Source organism: Rathayibacter caricis DSM 15933 (assembly GCF_003044275.1).
Taxonomy (GTDB): domain Bacteria; phylum Actinomycetota; class Actinomycetes; order Actinomycetales; family Microbacteriaceae; genus Rathayibacter; species Rathayibacter caricis.
This window is the reverse complement of record NZ_PZPL01000001.1, coordinates 2,239,619-2,256,533: the sequence shown is the minus strand read 5'-3', so window position 1 is coordinate 2,256,533 and position 16,915 is coordinate 2,239,619. Positions and strand designations below refer to the sequence as shown.

The window sequence follows — 16,915 nt, the reverse complement described above, 5'->3', positions numbered from 1 at the left end:
TCCCGGAGCAACGCGCGGCGCTCCGGAGCCATTCCTGTGGCGCCGGACATCGGGTCTCTGACGGGGTCGCAGTCGCGCACCCATCACCTTCTGGCACGAGTAGGTTAGGTAAGGCTAAGCTGTGCGGCGCTCCTGCTCCCCTTCCTCCGGAGGCTCCGTGTCCTGTGACCGCGCTCGGGCGCTCGCGGACGTCCGACCCGCCCTGATCAGCACCCGCGGGCTCGTCGTCACCCACGAGGGTGCCGAACGCCCGTCCCCCTGCGCCGTCGATCTCGACGTCCGCCCCGGCGAGGTGCTGCTCGTCCTCGGCCCGTCCGGTTCGGGCAAGTCGACCCTGACGCTCGCGCTGAACGGGCTCGTGCCGCACTCGGTCCCGGCCGCACTCGACGGCACCGTCTCCATCGGAGGCCGCTCGAGCGTCGATCTCCCGGTCGCCGAGGCCAGCCGCACCGTGGCGATGGTGTTCCAGGATCCGGACGCGCAGATCGTCACCGGCTCCGTCCTCGACGAGGTCGCGTTCGGACCCGAGAACCTGCTCGTGCCCGCCGCCGAGGTCCTCGAGCGGGCCGAGCGGGCGCTGCGACGCGTGGGGCTGTGGGAGCGGCGCGCGGAGGACCCGGACCGCCTCTCCGGCGGCGGACGGCAGCGGCTCGCGATCGCGTGCGCCCTGGCGCTCGGCTCCCCCGTCCTGGTGCTCGACGAGCCGACCGCCAACCTCGATCCGGTCGGCACGGAGGAGGTCTACGCGATCCTCGCGGAGCTGGTGCGGGAGAGGGCGGTCGCGGTCGTCCTGGTGGAGCACGATCTCGATGCGGCGGTGGAACTCGTCGACCGGGTGCTCGTCCTCGACCGCGACGGGCGACCGGCTCTGGAGGGCACGGTCGACGAGGTCCTCCGCGACGGCGCCGACACGCTCGCCGCCCTCGGGGTCTGGCTCCCGACGGCCGCGCTCGCCGCGCTCCGGCTGCAGTCGGCCGGAGTGCGCCTCGCCCCGCTGCCGCTGACCGCTCGCGAGCTCGCCGCGGCGCTCGACGCGGTGGAGTCGCTTCCCGCGCCGGCCCCCGCCGCGCCGCCCCGCGCGGCCGCCGAGCCGCTCCTCCGGGTCCGCGGCCTGTCCGTGGTGAAGAGCGGAGCGACGCTGGTGCGCGAGGTCGACCTCGACGTGGCCGCCGGTGATCTGCTGGCGATCATCGGAACGAACGGCGCCGGCAAGACCACGCTCCTGCAGGCGATCGCGGGCGTCGTCCCGCCGCCCCGGCGGACGGTCGAGATCGCCGGGCTCGACCCGTCCCGCGCCGACCCGCGCACGCTGGCCGCGACCGTCGGCTTCGTCTTCCAGAACCCCGAGCACCAGTTCGTCCAGCCCACCGTCGCCCTGGAGCTCGCGCACGGCCTGCGGATCAGGGGCGTCGACGTCGACGAGACCCGCGAGCGCGTCGACGGGATGCTCCGCCGCTTCGGGCTCCTCGCCCTGCGCGACCAGCACCCCTTCCTGCTGTCGGGCGGCCAGAAGCGCCGGCTCTCGGTCGGCACGGCGCTCATCACCGGAGCCCCCGTCCTCGCGCTCGACGAGCCGACGTTCGGCCAGGACCGGGCGCACGCCGGCGAGCTGCTGGACGTGCTCGAGCAGCTGCGCGACGAGTGCACCACCGTGCTGGTCGTGACCCACGACCTCCAGCTCGTCGCCGACCGCGCGGACCGCCTCGCGGTCATGGGCGGCGGGCGGCTCCTCGGCGAGGGTCCCGCGGCGGACGTCCTCGCGAGCGGCCTGCTCGAGTCGGCCGGGCTCCTCCGCCCGCCGCTCGCCCGCGCGATGCGGAGTCTCGAGCGGCACCCGGCGTGGCGCGGGATCACCCGCTTCCGCGACCTGCCCGGGGTCCCCGGATGAGCGCCGCAGCGCTCGGCCCCTCCCTCACGCTCCCGAGCCGGGCGCGCTTCCTGCACGGGCTGAACCCGCTGAGCAAGGCCGTCGCCCCGATGCCCGCGATGGTGGCGCTCGTCGTCGTGCGCGACGCCGCGACTCCGCTGGCGTTCCTCCTCGTCGCGATGGCGCTCCTGCTGGTCGGCGCCCGGATGAGCCGACGGGCCGTCACCGCCGTGCTCCTCGGCTTCCCGATCGCCGTCGCCGTCCTCACCGTCAGCTTCACCGCCTGGGTCGATCCCGCGCGCGTCGACGATTCCGCCGTGCTGCTCGAGGTGGGTGGACTGCAGGTGCGCGCGGGGGCCCTGCAGATCGGGCTCGCCACGGCGCTGCGCCTCGCCAGCCTGTCCGGCCTCGCGCTCCTCGGCGGGCTGACGACCACCGGTCCGGACCTCGTGCGCGCGCTCGTGCAGCAGCTGCACGTCCCGTACCGGATCGGCTGGACCGCGCTGGCCGCCTACCGCTTCGTGCCGCGCTTCGCCCACGAGCTCGCCGTCATCCGGGCCGCCCACCGCGTGCGCGGGACCGTCGCCGGACGCGGGCCCGTCGCCCTGCTGCGCCGGTGGCTCGGGTACGTCGTCCCCCTGCTCGCGAGTGCGATCCGCCACGCCGAGCGGGTCGCCCTCTCGATGGACTCGCGCGCCTTCGGGGCCCATCCGACCCGGACCCAGCGGTACCCGGTGCCGTTCCGGGCCCGGGACGTCGTCTTCGTCGTCGTCTTCTGGGCCGGCACCGCCGCGCTCCTGCTCACCCTCCCCTCCTCGGGGATCCTCACGATCGGAGTCCCATGACCGTCCGCCGCCGCGCGAGCACGCGCTACCTCCTCACCTGCGCCGTCCTGGGCGTCGCCGGCGGTCTGCTGACCGTCGGGATGAACTACGCGAGCCTGGCGCTGTCCGTCCTCGCCCCCGCGTTCGTCGCCGTCACGATCGGCGCGTGGATCCTGCCGTCGATGACCGGTCTCGCGCTGCTGCAGCGCCCGGGAGCGGGGTTCCTGATCGCGCTGCTGGCGGGCCTCGTGAACGCTCCGCTGACTCCGTTCGGCTTCGCCCAGCTGCCGACGGTGGTCATGGCGGGCGTGCTGTCGGAGCTGCCGTTCCTCATCACCCTCTACCGGAACTGGAGCGCACCGGTGTTCTTCGTCGGCTACGGCGTGCTGATCACCGCGTTCTCGACGCTCTGGTTCGTCTACATCGACGCCGTGATGAGTGTTGCGTGGCTCCTCGTCGTGCTCTACGCGCTCACCGCCGTCGTCTCGCTCGGCTTCGTGCAGCTGGCGCTGATCCTCGCGCGGAGGCTGCGCGCCGCCGGAGTGGGACGCTCGAGCGCCGCCCCGCAGCGCACGGTGGGAACCGCCCGTGGCTAGGGGCACGGCGCGCCGCGTCGAGCCGTCCGAGAAGACGATGCTCCTCGCCTACGTCGCCTCGTCCGAGAAGGTCAGCGCCTCCTTCCAGCGGGTGACGATCACCGGGGAGTCGCTCGAGCACTTCACGGCTCTCGGCTTCGACCAGTGGTTCCGCCTCTTCCTCCCGCAGCCCGGCCACGACGACATGCGCCTGCCGAAGAACATCGGGCTGCTGGGCTACGCGAGATTCCTGACGATCCCCAAGGCCGAGCGCCCGGCGCTGCGCAACTACACCGTCAGCGCGTTCCGGCCCGCGTCCGTCGGGTCCGCGGCCGAGCTCGACATCGACTTCGCGCTCCACGGCGACGACGGATTCGCGTCCCGCTGGGCCGCGCACGCCCGCGTCGGCGACCGGGTCGCGATCCTCGACGAGGGGATCCTCTTCGTGCCGCCCGCCGGCACCCGCCGCCACCTGATCGTCACGGACGAGACGGGCCTCCCCGCGCTCGCGGGCATCGGCCGCTCGCTGCCGCCGGACGCGGTCGGCGACGCGGTGCTCGAGGTGGTCGACGCCTCCGATGCGGCAGCGCTGACCCTGCCTCCCGGTCTCGTGCTGCACCTGCTGATCCGCGCACCCGGAGTCGCGCCGGGAACGCTCGCGCTGGCGCATCTCGAGGCGATGACCCTCGAGACCGACGGCCTCTACGCCTTCGCGATCGGCGAGTCCGCGCTCGCGACGGGCGCGCGGCGTCACCTCGTCGGCGAGCGCCGGGTGCCCAAGGGGCACGTCACGTTCTGCGGGTACTGGAAGGCGGGGCACTGAGGCGGCCGGGACCGCGGATGCAGGACTTCGGCCGAGGAGGGTCTTCAGCCGGGATGGTCGCCGCGGTCGGGATCCGGCCGACGTTGTGCACGATGAAGTGCGACGACCCGACGCCGCCCGACGACCGGCGTCGATCGGCCGCGGCTTCGCCGACCCCCGTGTCGACGGGCCCTTGTCGCCGGAGTCGTGCAGCGGGATGATGACCGCGACGAAGGAGTCGGTCTCATGACGCAGCGGATTCGTGCCCGGGTACTCAGCGCAGCGCTGGTCGGTGTCGTGGCGATGGGAGCGGCCCTCGTGCCGAGCGGCGCGGCGGTCGCGCTGACACCGCCTCCCTCAGCCTCCGGCAGCGGGACGACCGGTTCGGTCCAGCTGACTCCCGTCCTGTCCGCGGGTGAGACCGCCACTCCGATCAGCCTGGGCCTGGGTCGGCCGTCGGTGATCTTCCAGGGCTTCCCGCCCAAGAACGACGGTCACTCGGGCACGACCGGAGGCGGCGAGGGCATCGTCGCCCAGGGCCAGGTCGAGATCAGCGGGGACACGCTCCTCCGCGTGGACGTCGAGGCCGGTAGCGACTCGGTCCAGCTCCGCACCGAGCTGACCTACATCGAACCCCGCGATCTCGATCCCTGGCACTTCGCGACCATCGAGGGTCCCGGCACGAGCGACCGCTACGACCTCGCGCGGCCGTTCGACGGCCTGTGGCTGATCGACGTCTACCAGGTGTCCGGCCCCGCCGGCGTGCCCGTGGACGTCCGGACGACGACCGCGAAGCCCGAGGCGCCGCTCACCCTGTCCCCCGCGACCGTGTCCGCCGCGAACCCGACGGTCACGGCGAGCTGGTCGGGCCTCGCGCCGAACCAGACGTACCTCGCCGGTGTGCTCTGGGCCGGCGCGAGTACCTCGTCGGTGGTCGAGGTGACCACCGGGACCGGCCGGCCGGTCGCGACCACCACCACGGCCCGGCTCTCCACGCCCCTCCAGCTCCCGACGAACTCGACGACGCTCCTCACGTCCGTCCGAGCCGCCGACGGCAGTGCCGGGCCCGGCGTGCTGTCGCTGAAGATCGACGGAGTCGTCCGCTGGAGCGGCACGGTGGTCACGGGCGCCCCCGCCGTCCGGCTCACCGTGCCGAAGCTCCCCCTCGGACTCCACTCGGTCCAGACCGAGTTCCGACCGTCCGCGCCCTCGCTGACGCCGTCGAAGAGCACCGCACTGCGCCTGGTCTCGCTCGCGAAGTAGGGCGGGAACGCCGGATCAGCGCCGGATCGAGACGGCTGCGCTGCGTCCTTCGTCGCCGTCCGCGTCCGAGGCACCTCGGTGACGCTGGAGCCGCCCGTCCGATCTCCGGACGTCGCGACCGCCGACCGCAACGTCCGGTCCACCGCCTTCCCGGCCCGGTGAGCGCCTCCGTCCGCCGCGACGGCCCGACGTCACAGACCCGCGGGCTTCTCCGGAGTGACGAGCCACGCCTCGAAGAAGGCCGACAGATCCTGTCCCGAGACCTCCTCCGCGAGCGCCTGCAGATCGGCGGTGCTGACCGTCGAGTAGCGATTCTCCGTCGCCCAGCGCTCGAGCAGCACGGCGAACGCGTCCGCCCCGATCTCCTCGCGCAGCTCCACGAGCGTCAGCCCTCCGCGGGCGTAGACCGGGCCGTCGAACAGTCCGGTCGCCCCGGGGTCCGCCACCGCGGTGGCCCAGAACGGGTCGTCCGCCGGGATCGCGGCGACCTGCGCCGCGGAGTCCGCGACACTCGTGCCGCCGGAGTGCTCCTCCCAGAGCCACTCCGCGTAGGTCGCGAAGCCCTCGTTCAGCCAGATGTCCGACCAGACGCCCGGAGTGGCGCTGTTCCCGTACCACTGGTGCGCGATCTCGTGCGCCACCGTCGACTCGTCCGCCCCGCCGGAGTAGAACGAGCGCCCCTGGGTCTCGAGCGCGTAGCCGATCTCCTCGTCGTCGACCACCGCGCCGCCCGATCGGAAGGGGTACGGGCCGAACACGGTCGAGAAGTAGTCGATGATGTCGCCCTGCTTCGCCAGCGCGGCCTCGGTCCCCGCCCGGACGTCGCCCGTGATGTCGCGATCGATCGCGTCGACGGTCACGATGCCGCCGCGGGTGGAGCGGACCAGGTCGTAGTCGCCGATGTTCACCATCGCGAGGTAGCTCGCCATGGGGCTCGTCTCGACCCAGCTCGACGTGGTCCAGCCCTTCGAAGTGGTGGGCGACCCCACCGGCACGCCGTTCGCGACCACGGTCCGCCCCTCCGGGACCGTGATGGTGAAGGTGTAGCGGGCCTTGTCGGCCGGGGAGTCGTTGACGGGGTACCAGGTGGACGCGCCGTTCGGCTCGCTCGCGACGAGTGCGCCGTCGCTGGTCGACCACCAGCCGAACGGAGCGCCGGTGTTGTCCACGGGGTTCCCGGTCGTGCCCGCATACTCGATGTTCACCAGGGTCGGCACGCCCTTCCTCAGCGAGCGGGCCGGAGTGACGACCAGCTCCGATCCCTCCTGAACGAAGGCCGCGGAGCGCGTGTTCACCGTGACCTTCGACACCGTCAGCCCTGTCAGATCGAACGACAGCGACCGCAGATCCCGGGTCGGAGCGAGCGTGACGAGCGCGCGCCCGCCGAGCGCGCGGGCGGCCGGGTCGTACTTCAGCACGAGGCTGTAGCTCAGGGCGTCGAACCCCGTGCTGCCGAGGCCGGGAAAGTACGGGTCGCCCGCGCTGGCGCCGCCGTCGACGGCGCGTGCCGTCGATGAGGGCGCCGCAACGGCAGCGGGAGCGAGGAGGAGCGAGGACACGACCAGCGCGCCGAGCGCGTGGGCTGCACGGAGTCTCATGCGCCGACGATACCCGCCGCAGGTTTCCTGCCTGTTTCTCCCCATCTCCGGCTGGAGTCAGCCCGTGATCGAGGCGATCGAGGTCACGACGAAGACGACGCCGATGAACGCCAGCCCGATCCCCGTGACGAGCACCGACCCGGGCGTCTGCGCCGACGCGTAGCGTTTCGAGTCGGCCCCCCACGTCCGGCGGATCATTCGGGCGTTCCACCGCGCGTACGCCTTCCGCTCGATGATCAGGATCACCGCGGCCACCACCGCGACGACGCCGATGGTGAGCTTCACCCGCTGCTCGTCCACTCCCCCGCCGTTCTCCGCCCGGCGACGCTCATGCCGTCGGGCGGACCGTCTGCTCCGCTACACGGGGACATCACGCTGTGGTGCACCTATCTGCAACTAATCAAAAAAGATGGGAGCGTGCGCTGGTGGCCGCCAGGACCGGGATCAACAGGGGTGACGAGCCTGAACAGGCGGATCCCCCGGTTGGCGTGCAGGCCCTTCGTCAGCGCCAGGTGCGGCTGTCAGACGAGCAGAAGGCCAACCTGGCCGCTGAGTACGCCTCGGGCGGGAACATCCGCCAGCTCGCCGCGTCGTGGGGCGTCAGCCGCGAAGCAGTGCGGTCAGCACTCAAGCAGCAGCACGTTCCGGTGCGTCAGGTTGTGCTGACGGAGAAGCAGCTGGAGGATGCGGCGTCGCTGAAGACACGGGGCTGGTCGCTGAACCAGCTTGGTGCGCTCTACGGCGTCGATCCGAAGACGATGAAGGCGAGGCTCCAGGCACGGGCTCAAGAATCGGAGTAGAAACGACAGCTGCCTTGCTGTCGTCCCGCACGTAGTCGGGGTTCTCCATTTGCCAGCGCACGAGGGCGAGGATCGCGCGGACGAGCTTCTTCTTGTCGATGCGCTGCGCGATGGGCACGATTGTCACGTTGCTAGACGCTCCCCCGCCGCGCTTCGAGTCGTGCTGCTTCGCTTCCGAGACGGAGGCGTAGGTCGGCGGTGGGGTGCGGTGCCGGCGAACGATCTCCTCGCGTTGTTCGTCCGTGACGCCGTGGGCACGGGAGGCAGTGATGAAGGCACCCTCGGTCAGCCTGATGCTCTTACCGACTCGTCGCGCCTCGAGGGAAGCTTGCGACAAGCTTCTTGCGGTGCCCGAGGAACTCTTGCTCGCCGTGGTCTCTTTTACGGCGTGCCTCGTCATCCGGACACACAGCGAAGACCTAAGCACTCTTCCTCGCCAGACCAATGGAGAAACCATTGGGCGGAAACCCTCTGTATTTGCCCCTTGTGGCCCTGTAGAAGAGGCTGAGGAGCATCTATAAGGATCTGATGTCTACAAGAGTTCCCAAGTATGCCAAATTATCCGGTCGCAATCTTTTGCTGTAACCCAATGAGTCGCAGACCGACTCGATCTTCTGGCAGAGAATATCAGCGTTTAGCTTGTCCATCCACAGGTCGCCAGTCTTAAGATCTCGACTTGTGCTTTGCCATTGTGCCTCATCGTTGAGCGGATGCTCCGGACGAAAGGGTGAGATGTTGAAGATCTTGTGATCCACTTGAGTTATCCAGGAAGCGCCAACCTCACTGATTGCACCCCACGAACTTTTGGTATTCTCACTAGTGACGAACAACACCATGATCTTTTGGGTCGAATAGCTATCCACAAAGAACTCACGAAGATACTCATACACCTTGCGTCCCTCTGGGATACGACACACTTCATCGTCCCCGTTGGTATATAGAATATCTTCATTCGAGACCCCGTTGTGGGATAGCATTTGCTGTATGACGTCAGCAAACGGTTTGTCCGGGCGAGTCTGACTTATGAGAATCTTTTTCTTCTGAGAGTCGACTAGCGCCTTGATGCCGAGCTCAGGGATATGCCTGTTGAAAGAGCCGGCAACCACCTTCTGCATCTCTTCTTCGGACGCACCCGCTGCAAGCGAGTGCAACGCCTCGGCCGCCGACTCGCTCGCTTTGCGCCTGAACTCGTCGATCGATGCCTTGAATCTTGCCTCGTTGTCGAGTTGCTCCGAACGCTTCCTCTCCTTTTTCATCTTGTTCTCCAAGCTGACAAAAAGATCACGACTGCGGCGAGCATCACCGAGTAACCGATTTCGCACGTAGCCCAAGGTCGCGAGGTATCTCGGATCATCCGACTTATAACCTTGCCGGTTGCTCAGCGCCATATCCGGCAACTCGGTCAGTTCGAACATGTCAACATGGAGCTGACCGACGACATAGACTTCACTTAGCTTGTTTTGGCCCACGGCGGGAAGGATGTTGAACTCTCCTAGTTTACCATTTGCAAATAACGAAATGAAGTTATCCGGGAAGTCGGTCATCTCGACTTTCCGTCCACGAGTACTTTTATAGGTTCCGATCCAGCCCTGAATTTCGAGCGTCAGCTCTCGCTCAGCCCCGGAGGCATCAACCACCTGTATCGGGAGTTGGACGGCCTCGCGAATTGAAATCAGGTCATCACGCCGCGCCGGATACGGGTTCGGGACGAGCTTTGCGAGGCGACCGTAATCCGCCCCAAGCGTGATCAGGGTACTCAACTCGCTCATGACACTCTGGTCGAACGAGTCGATAGCCACAGACTCCTTGCCTCGGATCACATGAATACGAAAGTCCTGACCCACTAGGGGAAACATCTTAAGCAGATTCCGCCGCACCGCGGACATGGTCTTATGAAGCTGGTACTGGGGTTTGTGCATCACAATGGCAGAACCGTGGTCGCCGATCCGGAGGAACCTGACCTCCGCGTCGGGAATTGCCTCGAGTACGTTACCGTTGTCCGGGTGGCGTGTCAGCACAAATCCAGATCTCTCGCCGCCGGCCACCGTAAGAACATCAACATTCTCCGAGACGGAGAGTGCCGCGAGCTTTCCGACGCCCTTTCGCCCCATTTTTCGCCGTCCAGCGGGAGTGTAGGAGTCCTTCTCGGTCGTCCGCGACACGCCAGCGACGTTCAGGTATCGGCGAACATCTCCGGCCTCGTAGGACATCCCGCGACCGTCGTCTTCTACGCGAAGAAATTCATCTTCCGAGAAGATGTATACATTTCGGGCATCAGCGTCATACGCATTTGCGATCAACTCAGCAAGAACGTAGTAGACGTTTGTGTAAAGATTGGGCCCTAGAAGCTCCAAAATTCGCGGATCGACATTGATCTCATACTGTTTTTCCGGAGTCACTTCTCCCTCACCTTCTTACCTAGTTGCGACGCCTCGCGAACTGCCTTCTCCACCGAGTCCGCAGCTCCTTCCATGATCTCGTGCTCCCAGAACCGAATTACAATCCAACCGCGAGTTTCAAGTAGAGCAGACGTGTCTCTGTCGCGGTTGCGATTTCGCTCGATCTTCTTGAGCCAAAAATCTGGATTCGTCTTGGGCTGGGAGAAGTGTTGGGGGCAGCCATGCCAGAAGCAGCCATCAACGAATACGGCCACCCGCGCCCGAGAGAAAAGGAGATCAGCAGTCCGACGCAAATCTCGCTCCGGCCGAAGGTTTACGCGATAGCGCAAGCCGCGGCGGTGAAGCTCGCTTCGAAGCATCAACTCTGGCTTCGTGTCGCGTCCACGATTTGCCTGCATTCTCGCACGGGCGCCGGCGCTTGACGCCCAAGAGTTCGTCATTGCCTTAAGACCTTACGGCCTTGCACCGCCGGCAAGCGCGCGCCCTTGGGAACGCCGTCCCCGTGAAGTCCCAGGCGTTTCATTTTGACAATCCTTCTCCCCCAAGGGCGCTCATCACCTTATCAAGCTCGGTAACGTCGCTTTGGCGATCGCGGTAGTCCTTATACCGCTTTTGGGCCGTCGCAAGAAGAGTATCGTAATAGAGAATCCGGCCGTCAATCTGGTGGAGCTGGCGAGAAACAACCGTGTCCAAGCTTTCATCGCCGGTGTACACGTTCTTAGGCTCTTGCCCAACGACAAATACTACCGAAATATTACGAACCGGCTCTTTGCGCTTACGTAATACCTCGCTCATCGCATCATGATACTTTTCGCCCTGGATACGAAGCTCGTCTAGACTGACTTCCCGCCTGTACTTCTTCAGCTCCACGATCATATGCACACCAGCAGCTGAACGGTATTGAATGTCGATTCGCCCCTGTTTCTGATTGGCGCTTTCAGACTTGTCGAACACAACCTTTGACTTACGTCGTATCGTCGCGAGCGCTACTTCCATGTCCACATCTCCGGTGGCACCCTCCCACGACGGATCGAGAAGCCACATGTTATCAAACAGATGCTTTTGAAGGACTTTCTCAAGCTCGTCCTTATTAATCATGTTCTCCAGCTTTTCAATTGCCTCAAGCCGGGAGCGAAGAATCTGGAGATATAAGGCGTCTTCGTAGGACCTGGCGCCTGCTAAAAGCGGGAGAACATCGACCGCGAACAAACCATTGGCGAACTTTTCCAGATCCTTTGTCGTTGCCTCGAGGGCAAGACGTTCAAAAGCAAGAATACTGGCTCGATAGAGAACAGGCCGCTGAACTTCATCTTCCAATTCAAGCGCTGCTACAGCGCTAATAACTTTTCGAGCCGTATCCTTTTGAATATCCGGCCGATGATCAACCCACTCCCGAACAACTGGGTATCTGTCAGTAAGCTCAATAAACTTCTGCTTCGGTCGTTCCCGTGACCACTGCTCAGCGGCCGAGTTGAAATAGTCTCGCAATTTCTTAAGGAGAAGCTTTACTCGGTCATCGTCTTCGATAAGTCGCTGGCGATCGCTCGTAGCAATATCGTCGGATCCGTCGTCAAGGTCCAAGAACTCCGCACGAATTTGGCCCGTGACATAATTGCCAAAGATCTTGTTGAAATCCAGCTGATCTAAGATGCCCTCTTGGATTGGCCGCTTTCTTGCAAGGATGATAATATTTCTTAAGGACTCTTGAGCGTCATCCGAGTCATTCAGGTCGTCTGGTTTCTTGACCGTACCAAACCAGCCTTCAATCTTCCACCCTTTTTCACTATTGACCACATTGTCCGAAATGAGCCAGCGCCGTTTTACGTTTGGAGTACGAGACTGGGGCACCTCTTCGACTCCAAGTTGCCAGATGTACTCGAGGCGTCGAAGATCCTCACGATCATCGTATGTGACCGGAGTGCCGTCAATTTCAATGACGAAGCGATTCGGATCGGTCGTCGAGTAGGAAAGGACGTCGAATCGCCGCGCAAGCCTCTTCCGCAATGCTGCCACCGACACGCCGGTCCTTTTTCGATTAAGATTTCTCAGCACTATCCGCGTACCGTGCGCAGGCATATCAGCAGGCACGGGTAGTTCCTCCGGCCGATACGGGGTGTTCGTGAGTATGCTCGCCCGAAGACCTGCAACCGTGATGAGGAACCCGTTCGTCTCACCATCTTTGGCCGAATAGACCGTCACATCGCTTGCCAGGGAGAACACGGACAGCTTGCCGATCCCCTTGCGCCCCATGTAAGCGCGAGCCAGCTTGGTGGAACTTTTACCTTCCGTGTCACGTTTCTTATAGGCGACGCGAAGGAAGCGCCCATTGAGCTCTGACTGCGTCATTCCGCTGCCATCATCCTCAATGGTGATAGTCTTTCCGCCATCGGTCCAGTTTATACTGACTCGATTTGCGTCCGCGTCCCAAGCATTCGCCACGAGCTCCGAGAGGACAGCAGCGGCATTACTGTAAAGGTTGATCCCGAGCGACTCAACCACAGCCAGGTCGACGCTAAAGAGGAACGGCGAAGTGGCTGCTGATAATCCCGCGCTCATTTTGCCTTGTCCAATTCGCGAACCTTCTCCATAAACGAGAGACCGACAGCCGCTCCGAACGCAGGGGGCACTGCGTTGCCAATGAGGCGTCCGACGGTGGACATAGCTGGGCGTTCACCATCCGCGACGAACTTGTAGTCTCGTGGGAATCCTTGAAGCATAGCGGCTTCTCTGAGAGTGAGACTGCGGTGCTGGGTCGGATGACCGAAACGCCCCGTTCCGTAGTTAAAGGCCTGCGTTGTGATGGTGGGTGACGGTGCCTCCCACGTCATCCGACCATAGAACGATTGGAAGCTCGCGCCTGTCGCTTTCTTGTGGCATTCGGCGCGCAAGTCCTCGGGCCAATCCCGCCAAGTTCCACCGGGCTTTGAAGCCTTGATTCGCTTGAGGTTCAAGGGAGATAGCTGTCGCGCAGTGTGTAGAGGATCCGCGGGGTCGGACTCACCACTGATGAGATTAGGTAGCTGAGAAATCGTGTCTTCGACTGTTCGATAGTCCTCCTTGACCAGCGTGCCCTTCGGAAGCCGGACGACTCCCACCTTCGAGGCCACAAGTACAAGTCGACGTCGCTCTTGAGGAAGCCCAAACTGAGGACCATAGAGGGTCCCGTAGTCGACCGCGTAATCCAGTCCTCGGAGCATTGCAACAAAGTCGAGAAACACCTGCATCTTCGCAAGTCGCGGAACATTCTCCATCGTCACAAAGTCGGGAGTGCTTTCCCGGACGATGCGGCCGAAGTGACTGAGGAGGTCCCAGTTCTTCTCATCGCTCGTGTCGATGCCTCTTCTATGACTTGAAAACGGCTGACAGGGCGCGCACCCGGCAAGCAAGGTGTATTGAGCGCCTCCCCACAACTTGGAGACCTCGTCGCCGGTCACGTTGGAGATGTCCCGCAGAAGAAAGGAGGCTGCGAGATTCTGCTCGTACGGATACGCACAGGCTGGATCGAGGTCGATTCCCGCTTTGACGGTAACGCCGGCTTGCTCTAATCCGAGAGAGAGCCCACCAGCACCGCAGAAGAGGTCGACCGCGGCAATGATCGGGAGACTCGGGCGCATGACCTTACCGTAGTAGACCGACGGCAGACGAGCACGCCACACGCCGGGCTGAACCGCCGAGCAGCCCAGGAGGTGGAGGTCCAACGGGCCGACCGCCCGCCATGTACCGCGGACGCGGAATGACGTTTCACTTGAAGCGCCAGGCAGTTGACAGCGATGGACCGCCTCTGAGCCCGCAGATGCTGGCGGCAACGGGCTGGAAGCCCGGACTCCTCGTCGCGCGCTCGTGGGAGGACAACAAGATCTAGCGGCCAGCCCCGACCTGGGACGTAGCATCGCTGTTCGGCTTGAAGCGCGTGGGCACTTCGCCGTCAGCGCGACCTCCGCGCCGCTGCTTTGCACTCGCTTCGTACGCAACCATGTCCACCGGCTGCAGGCGCCCCAGACTCCCTCCTAGGCCAGCTGCCTACGCGGGAATGGCCACCCGCGCACAGCGACCCAAGAGCGCATCCTCTGTCGGTTCTGCCTGATACGAGTAACGACGGTTAGCCGCACGTCCGGCCGACTCCGCATTAGATCGGCGGTCCGACGCGGACCTTTACCAATCGGTGCGATTCACCAGCAGGTATGTTGAGCCGTCAACGCGTGCGTGCTCGCCATCAACGTGGATGTCACAGCTGTGACCGTTCGAACCGTAGACGTACCAGTCTTCTTTGGCCGATTCAAAGCCTGGTGCCGGAGCGAGTTCTTGCCGTGCCGACTCCTCGAGCTCGCCGTCGACAGCGATGAAGGTCCTTAACGTCTCCCCGTCGAGGTACATGCTGAAGTCGCCACTTCCATCGGAGTTCGTACCGATCAATTCCACATGTCTCCAATGATCATTCGGATACTCAAGTGCTTCGAGATTACGCGTCTGCACGCTCAGCGCCCAGCTCGTACGTTACTCTACGCTCCCATGCGCCACTGCCGGACGATCGCAAGGTGTGAACGTGGAGGACCTGCTCGGTTCATCGATCGCTCCTGGCCTAAGGGAGCCGAAGATCACAAAAATGAGGTCGGATCGCCCGTTCGGATCAGGCGCCTCACGCGCGGGGTCGCAACGTTCAGGTGCGGTCTACGTAAGTCCAGAGATGGTCGAGCTCGTATTCGTTCGGCAGTGCGTTCAGGAATGCAATTCCCACGGATACCGCCGCAAGGGCGTCGCGGTACCGCGCGAACTCACCTTCATAAGAAGCCGTTCCAATTTTCCGGAAGTGAGCCGCAAGAAGCACCTTGCTCAACTCCGCCTGCTTGTTGTTGGGTGTCGGACCGTTGATCGATGCTCGGAAGATTGCTCGCGCCATGGAGCCATACTGGCACGAGGATCGGCGCATCGCGCTGCCATCTTCGATGCGTGCCCGAGCGCGCCGTGGAGATCAGCGCGTCGATCGCCTCGAGGGTCTCGAGCGCGTGCGACTCACATTCCCTAGCTCGCCGCCGGCTGAGCGCACTCCTCGAGGACGACGGCAACCAGGTCAGGACGGGGTCTGCCGATGCGCGTACAGAGCCGTAGTCTCGTTTCAATGTCTCCCAGCAGCGGTAGTGGTCTCATTTACGTTGTTGAGCTACTTGACGACTTCTTCCTCCGACCTGAGAGCTCCGCTGAGCCTTACGGATCGCTCCGCCGTGGTGTCGACGGCGCGCTCCTGACTCCTGGTTCGCTTACCGAGGAGGAAGCGCGGCTGCTGCAGGAGAACATCGGCGCTGTCCCATCCTTCGTCAAACAGTTCATCGGACGAGACATCCTCGCCGAGCGCGCCGCCGGCAGCGACAGATCTGCGCTCGTGCGCGCAACGCTCAATCTTGTTGTGGATGCGCTCCAAACCACCGCTGTCGAGCCAGACGTGATTGAGGTCTGGTCGCGCGCGCTGAAGCTCGCTCGCATGCACGGCAGAGCAACCCAAGGCCAGCTCGCGTCGCTTGAGGCAGGACTCATCAAGAAGCTGCTCGCTCCGCTGCCTGAGCTGCGGGCGGTCTGGCTTGCCGACCTTTTACGTACGCAGAAGCTCGCGAAGCACTCAGCCGCGGCGATTGCGGTACATCTTCGGAGCCTCGCCGGCAGGACAAACGACGACGCCAGCGCTTCGGTCTTCTTTCAGGCGGCAGCGGAGTGGCACCGCGCGGCAGGCGATGAGGCAGCGTCGTCGGACGACCTGTTGTCAGTGGTACGAGGCCGCCAGAGGCTAGCCTCATTGCTGCTGCAGCAAGGAGGGGCGGACTCGTCGATCAAGGCAGCATCGGAGCTCCAGCTCGCTCACAACATCCTGCGCCAACTCTCACGTGCGTTCCGCGAGTCCCGGGGCGTACAGAATCTCGACGCGGAGCTTGCCGCCAGCATCCGAGTCGCGAATCGGTCCACCGTGTCGTTCATGACGTCCCGGGTCACCGAAGTGGACGTCTCTGAGGCCTACGAGCACACCATGCGGTCGATGACTGGGAGAAGCGAGGCTGAGGCTGCGGAGCGCTTCCTTCGGGTCGCCACGCTGCCTTCCTTCACCGTCACCCGAGATCGTGCCGAGACTGCGGTCGACACGTCCCCATTCGGAAAGGTGACACGAGAGCGTCTGACCAGAGGCGGAAGACAAGTGGCGAATACCCGTGACGACCAGTTCGGGATCCCTGGCCAAGTCTGGCAAAAGATGGTTGATGATCTTACCGGCCAGGTCGTCGACACGGTGCGCAGCTTTTTGATGCCCGCCTGGCAGGCCTTCAGCACGGATCATCGCCTGAGCAGTTCGTACTTCGTTGAGACGGCACGCTCAGCAGGCTTTGTCCCAAGCGAACGCACACAGATGTACGGGCGGGCACTCTTCTACGGCTTCGACGGCGACTTTATGACCGCAGCACAGCTGCTCACTCCGCAGCTTGAACACCTGGTTCGAGTGCACCTAAGAGACGCTGGAGCAGCCACGACGGTGATGAAGGGCGGTATCGAGACTGAAGTTGGACTATCCTCTCTTATGGAGAAGCCCGAGTCGACAGAGATCTTCGGGGAAGACGTCGCCTTCGTCATCCGCGGTCTTTTCTGCTCACCCGCTGGTCTGAACTTGCGAAATGACTTCGCCCACGGCCTCTTCGCAGCGTCTCCCGAGTTCTCGGCAGCGGCAATGTACGCGTGGTGGCTCATGTGGCGATTTGCCTCAGGTCCGTTTTCCAACCCGGCCATCAAGGTAGCATCTGGCATCTAACGCGAG

Annotated in this window: 15 protein-coding genes; 7 read left to right on the top strand and 8 right to left on the bottom strand. The window is 64.2% G+C overall.

What is annotated here, in order from left to right; all coding sequences use genetic code 11:
* Nucleotides 1-157: 157 nt before the first annotated feature.
* The 5 genes from C1I63_RS10490 (at nt 158) to C1I63_RS10470 (ending at nt 5,331) form a co-directional block, all read left to right on the top strand.
* Entirely contained in the window at nt 158-1,888 is a 1,731-nt protein-coding gene (locus tag C1I63_RS10490) for an ABC transporter ATP-binding protein (RefSeq protein WP_107574737.1), read from the top strand.
* The gene (locus C1I63_RS10485) at nt 1,885-2,712 is read left to right on the top strand and encodes an energy-coupling factor transporter transmembrane component T family protein (protein ID WP_107574736.1); all 828 of its coding nucleotides are present in this window, start codon (nt 1,885-1,887) and stop codon (nt 2,710-2,712) included. The genes C1I63_RS10490 and C1I63_RS10485 overlap by 4 nt, the downstream gene beginning before the upstream one ends.
* Complete coding sequence (locus C1I63_RS10480; RefSeq protein WP_107574735.1) at nt 2,709-3,287, top strand: ECF transporter S component; 579 nt, start codon at nt 2,709-2,711, stop codon at nt 3,285-3,287. The genes C1I63_RS10485 and C1I63_RS10480 overlap by 4 nt, the downstream gene beginning before the upstream one ends.
* Nucleotides 3,280-4,089 (top strand): siderophore-interacting protein, encoded by an 810-nt coding sequence (locus tag C1I63_RS10475; RefSeq protein WP_146168446.1) that lies wholly within the window; start codon nt 3,280-3,282, stop codon nt 4,087-4,089. The genes C1I63_RS10480 and C1I63_RS10475 overlap by 8 nt, the downstream gene beginning before the upstream one ends.
* Nucleotides 4,090-4,314: 225 nt before the next feature.
* Complete coding sequence (locus C1I63_RS10470; protein ID WP_107574733.1) at nt 4,315-5,331, top strand: hypothetical protein; 1,017 nt, start codon at nt 4,315-4,317, stop codon at nt 5,329-5,331.
* A 191-nt stretch (nt 5,332-5,522) separates the two neighbouring features.
* Here C1I63_RS10470 and C1I63_RS10465 read toward each other — a convergent pair whose 3' ends face one another.
* Both C1I63_RS10465 and C1I63_RS10460 read right to left on the bottom strand, forming a co-directional pair.
* Nucleotides 5,523-6,929 (bottom strand): M1 family metallopeptidase, encoded by a 1,407-nt coding sequence (locus C1I63_RS10465; RefSeq protein WP_170116369.1) that lies wholly within the window; start codon nt 6,927-6,929, stop codon nt 5,523-5,525.
* A 57-nt stretch (nt 6,930-6,986) separates the two neighbouring features.
* Complete coding sequence (locus C1I63_RS10460) at nt 6,987-7,214, bottom strand: hypothetical protein (RefSeq protein WP_146168445.1); 228 nt, start codon at nt 7,212-7,214, stop codon at nt 6,987-6,989.
* Nucleotides 7,215-7,354: 140 nt separating this feature from the next.
* Here C1I63_RS10460 and C1I63_RS10455 point away from each other — a divergent pair, with 140 nt between their 5' ends.
* Nucleotides 7,355-7,729 carry a hypothetical protein gene (locus C1I63_RS10455; RefSeq protein ID WP_107574730.1) on the top strand — a complete coding sequence of 125 codons (375 nt, stop codon included), beginning with the start codon at nt 7,355-7,357 and terminating at the stop codon, nt 7,727-7,729.
* 515 nt (nt 7,730-8,244) lie between these two features.
* Here C1I63_RS10455 and C1I63_RS10450 read toward each other — a convergent pair.
* The 6 genes from C1I63_RS10450 to C1I63_RS19495 form a co-directional block, all read right to left on the bottom strand.
* Nucleotides 8,245-10,128, bottom strand: coding sequence for an ATP-binding protein (locus C1I63_RS10450; protein ID WP_107574729.1), 1,884 nt, complete (start codon nt 10,126-10,128; stop codon nt 8,245-8,247).
* Nucleotides 10,125-10,568, bottom strand: coding sequence for a very short patch repair endonuclease (locus C1I63_RS10445; RefSeq protein ID WP_107574728.1), 444 nt, complete (start codon nt 10,566-10,568; stop codon nt 10,125-10,127). The genes C1I63_RS10450 and C1I63_RS10445 overlap by 4 nt, the downstream gene beginning before the upstream one ends.
* A gap of 79 nt (nt 10,569-10,647) precedes the next feature.
* Nucleotides 10,648-12,684 carry a BbrUII/HgiDII family restriction enzyme gene (locus C1I63_RS10440; RefSeq protein ID WP_107574727.1) on the bottom strand — a complete coding sequence of 679 codons (2,037 nt, stop codon included), beginning with the start codon at nt 12,682-12,684 and terminating at the stop codon, nt 10,648-10,650.
* Entirely contained in the window at nt 12,681-13,742 is a 1,062-nt protein-coding gene (locus tag C1I63_RS10435) for a DNA cytosine methyltransferase (RefSeq protein ID WP_107574726.1), read from the bottom strand. Before C1I63_RS10435 ends, C1I63_RS10440 begins: the two co-directional genes overlap by 4 nt.
* Before the next feature lie 538 nt (nt 13,743-14,280).
* On the bottom strand, nt 14,281-14,601 hold the full coding sequence (locus C1I63_RS10430; RefSeq protein ID WP_146168444.1) for a hypothetical protein: 321 nt from the start codon (nt 14,599-14,601) through the stop codon (nt 14,281-14,283).
* A 184-nt stretch (nt 14,602-14,785) separates the two neighbouring features.
* The gene (locus C1I63_RS19495) at nt 14,786-15,025 is read right to left on the bottom strand and encodes a hypothetical protein (RefSeq protein ID WP_146168443.1); all 240 of its coding nucleotides are present in this window, start codon (nt 15,023-15,025) and stop codon (nt 14,786-14,788) included.
* A gap of 219 nt (nt 15,026-15,244) precedes the next feature.
* Between C1I63_RS19495 and C1I63_RS10425 the strand changes: the two genes are divergently transcribed.
* Nucleotides 15,245-16,909: a DUF4209 domain-containing protein gene (locus C1I63_RS10425; RefSeq protein ID WP_170116368.1), complete on the top strand. Its 1,665-nt coding sequence runs from the start codon at nt 15,245-15,247 to the stop codon at nt 16,907-16,909.
* Nucleotides 16,910-16,915: the final 6 nt, after the last annotated feature.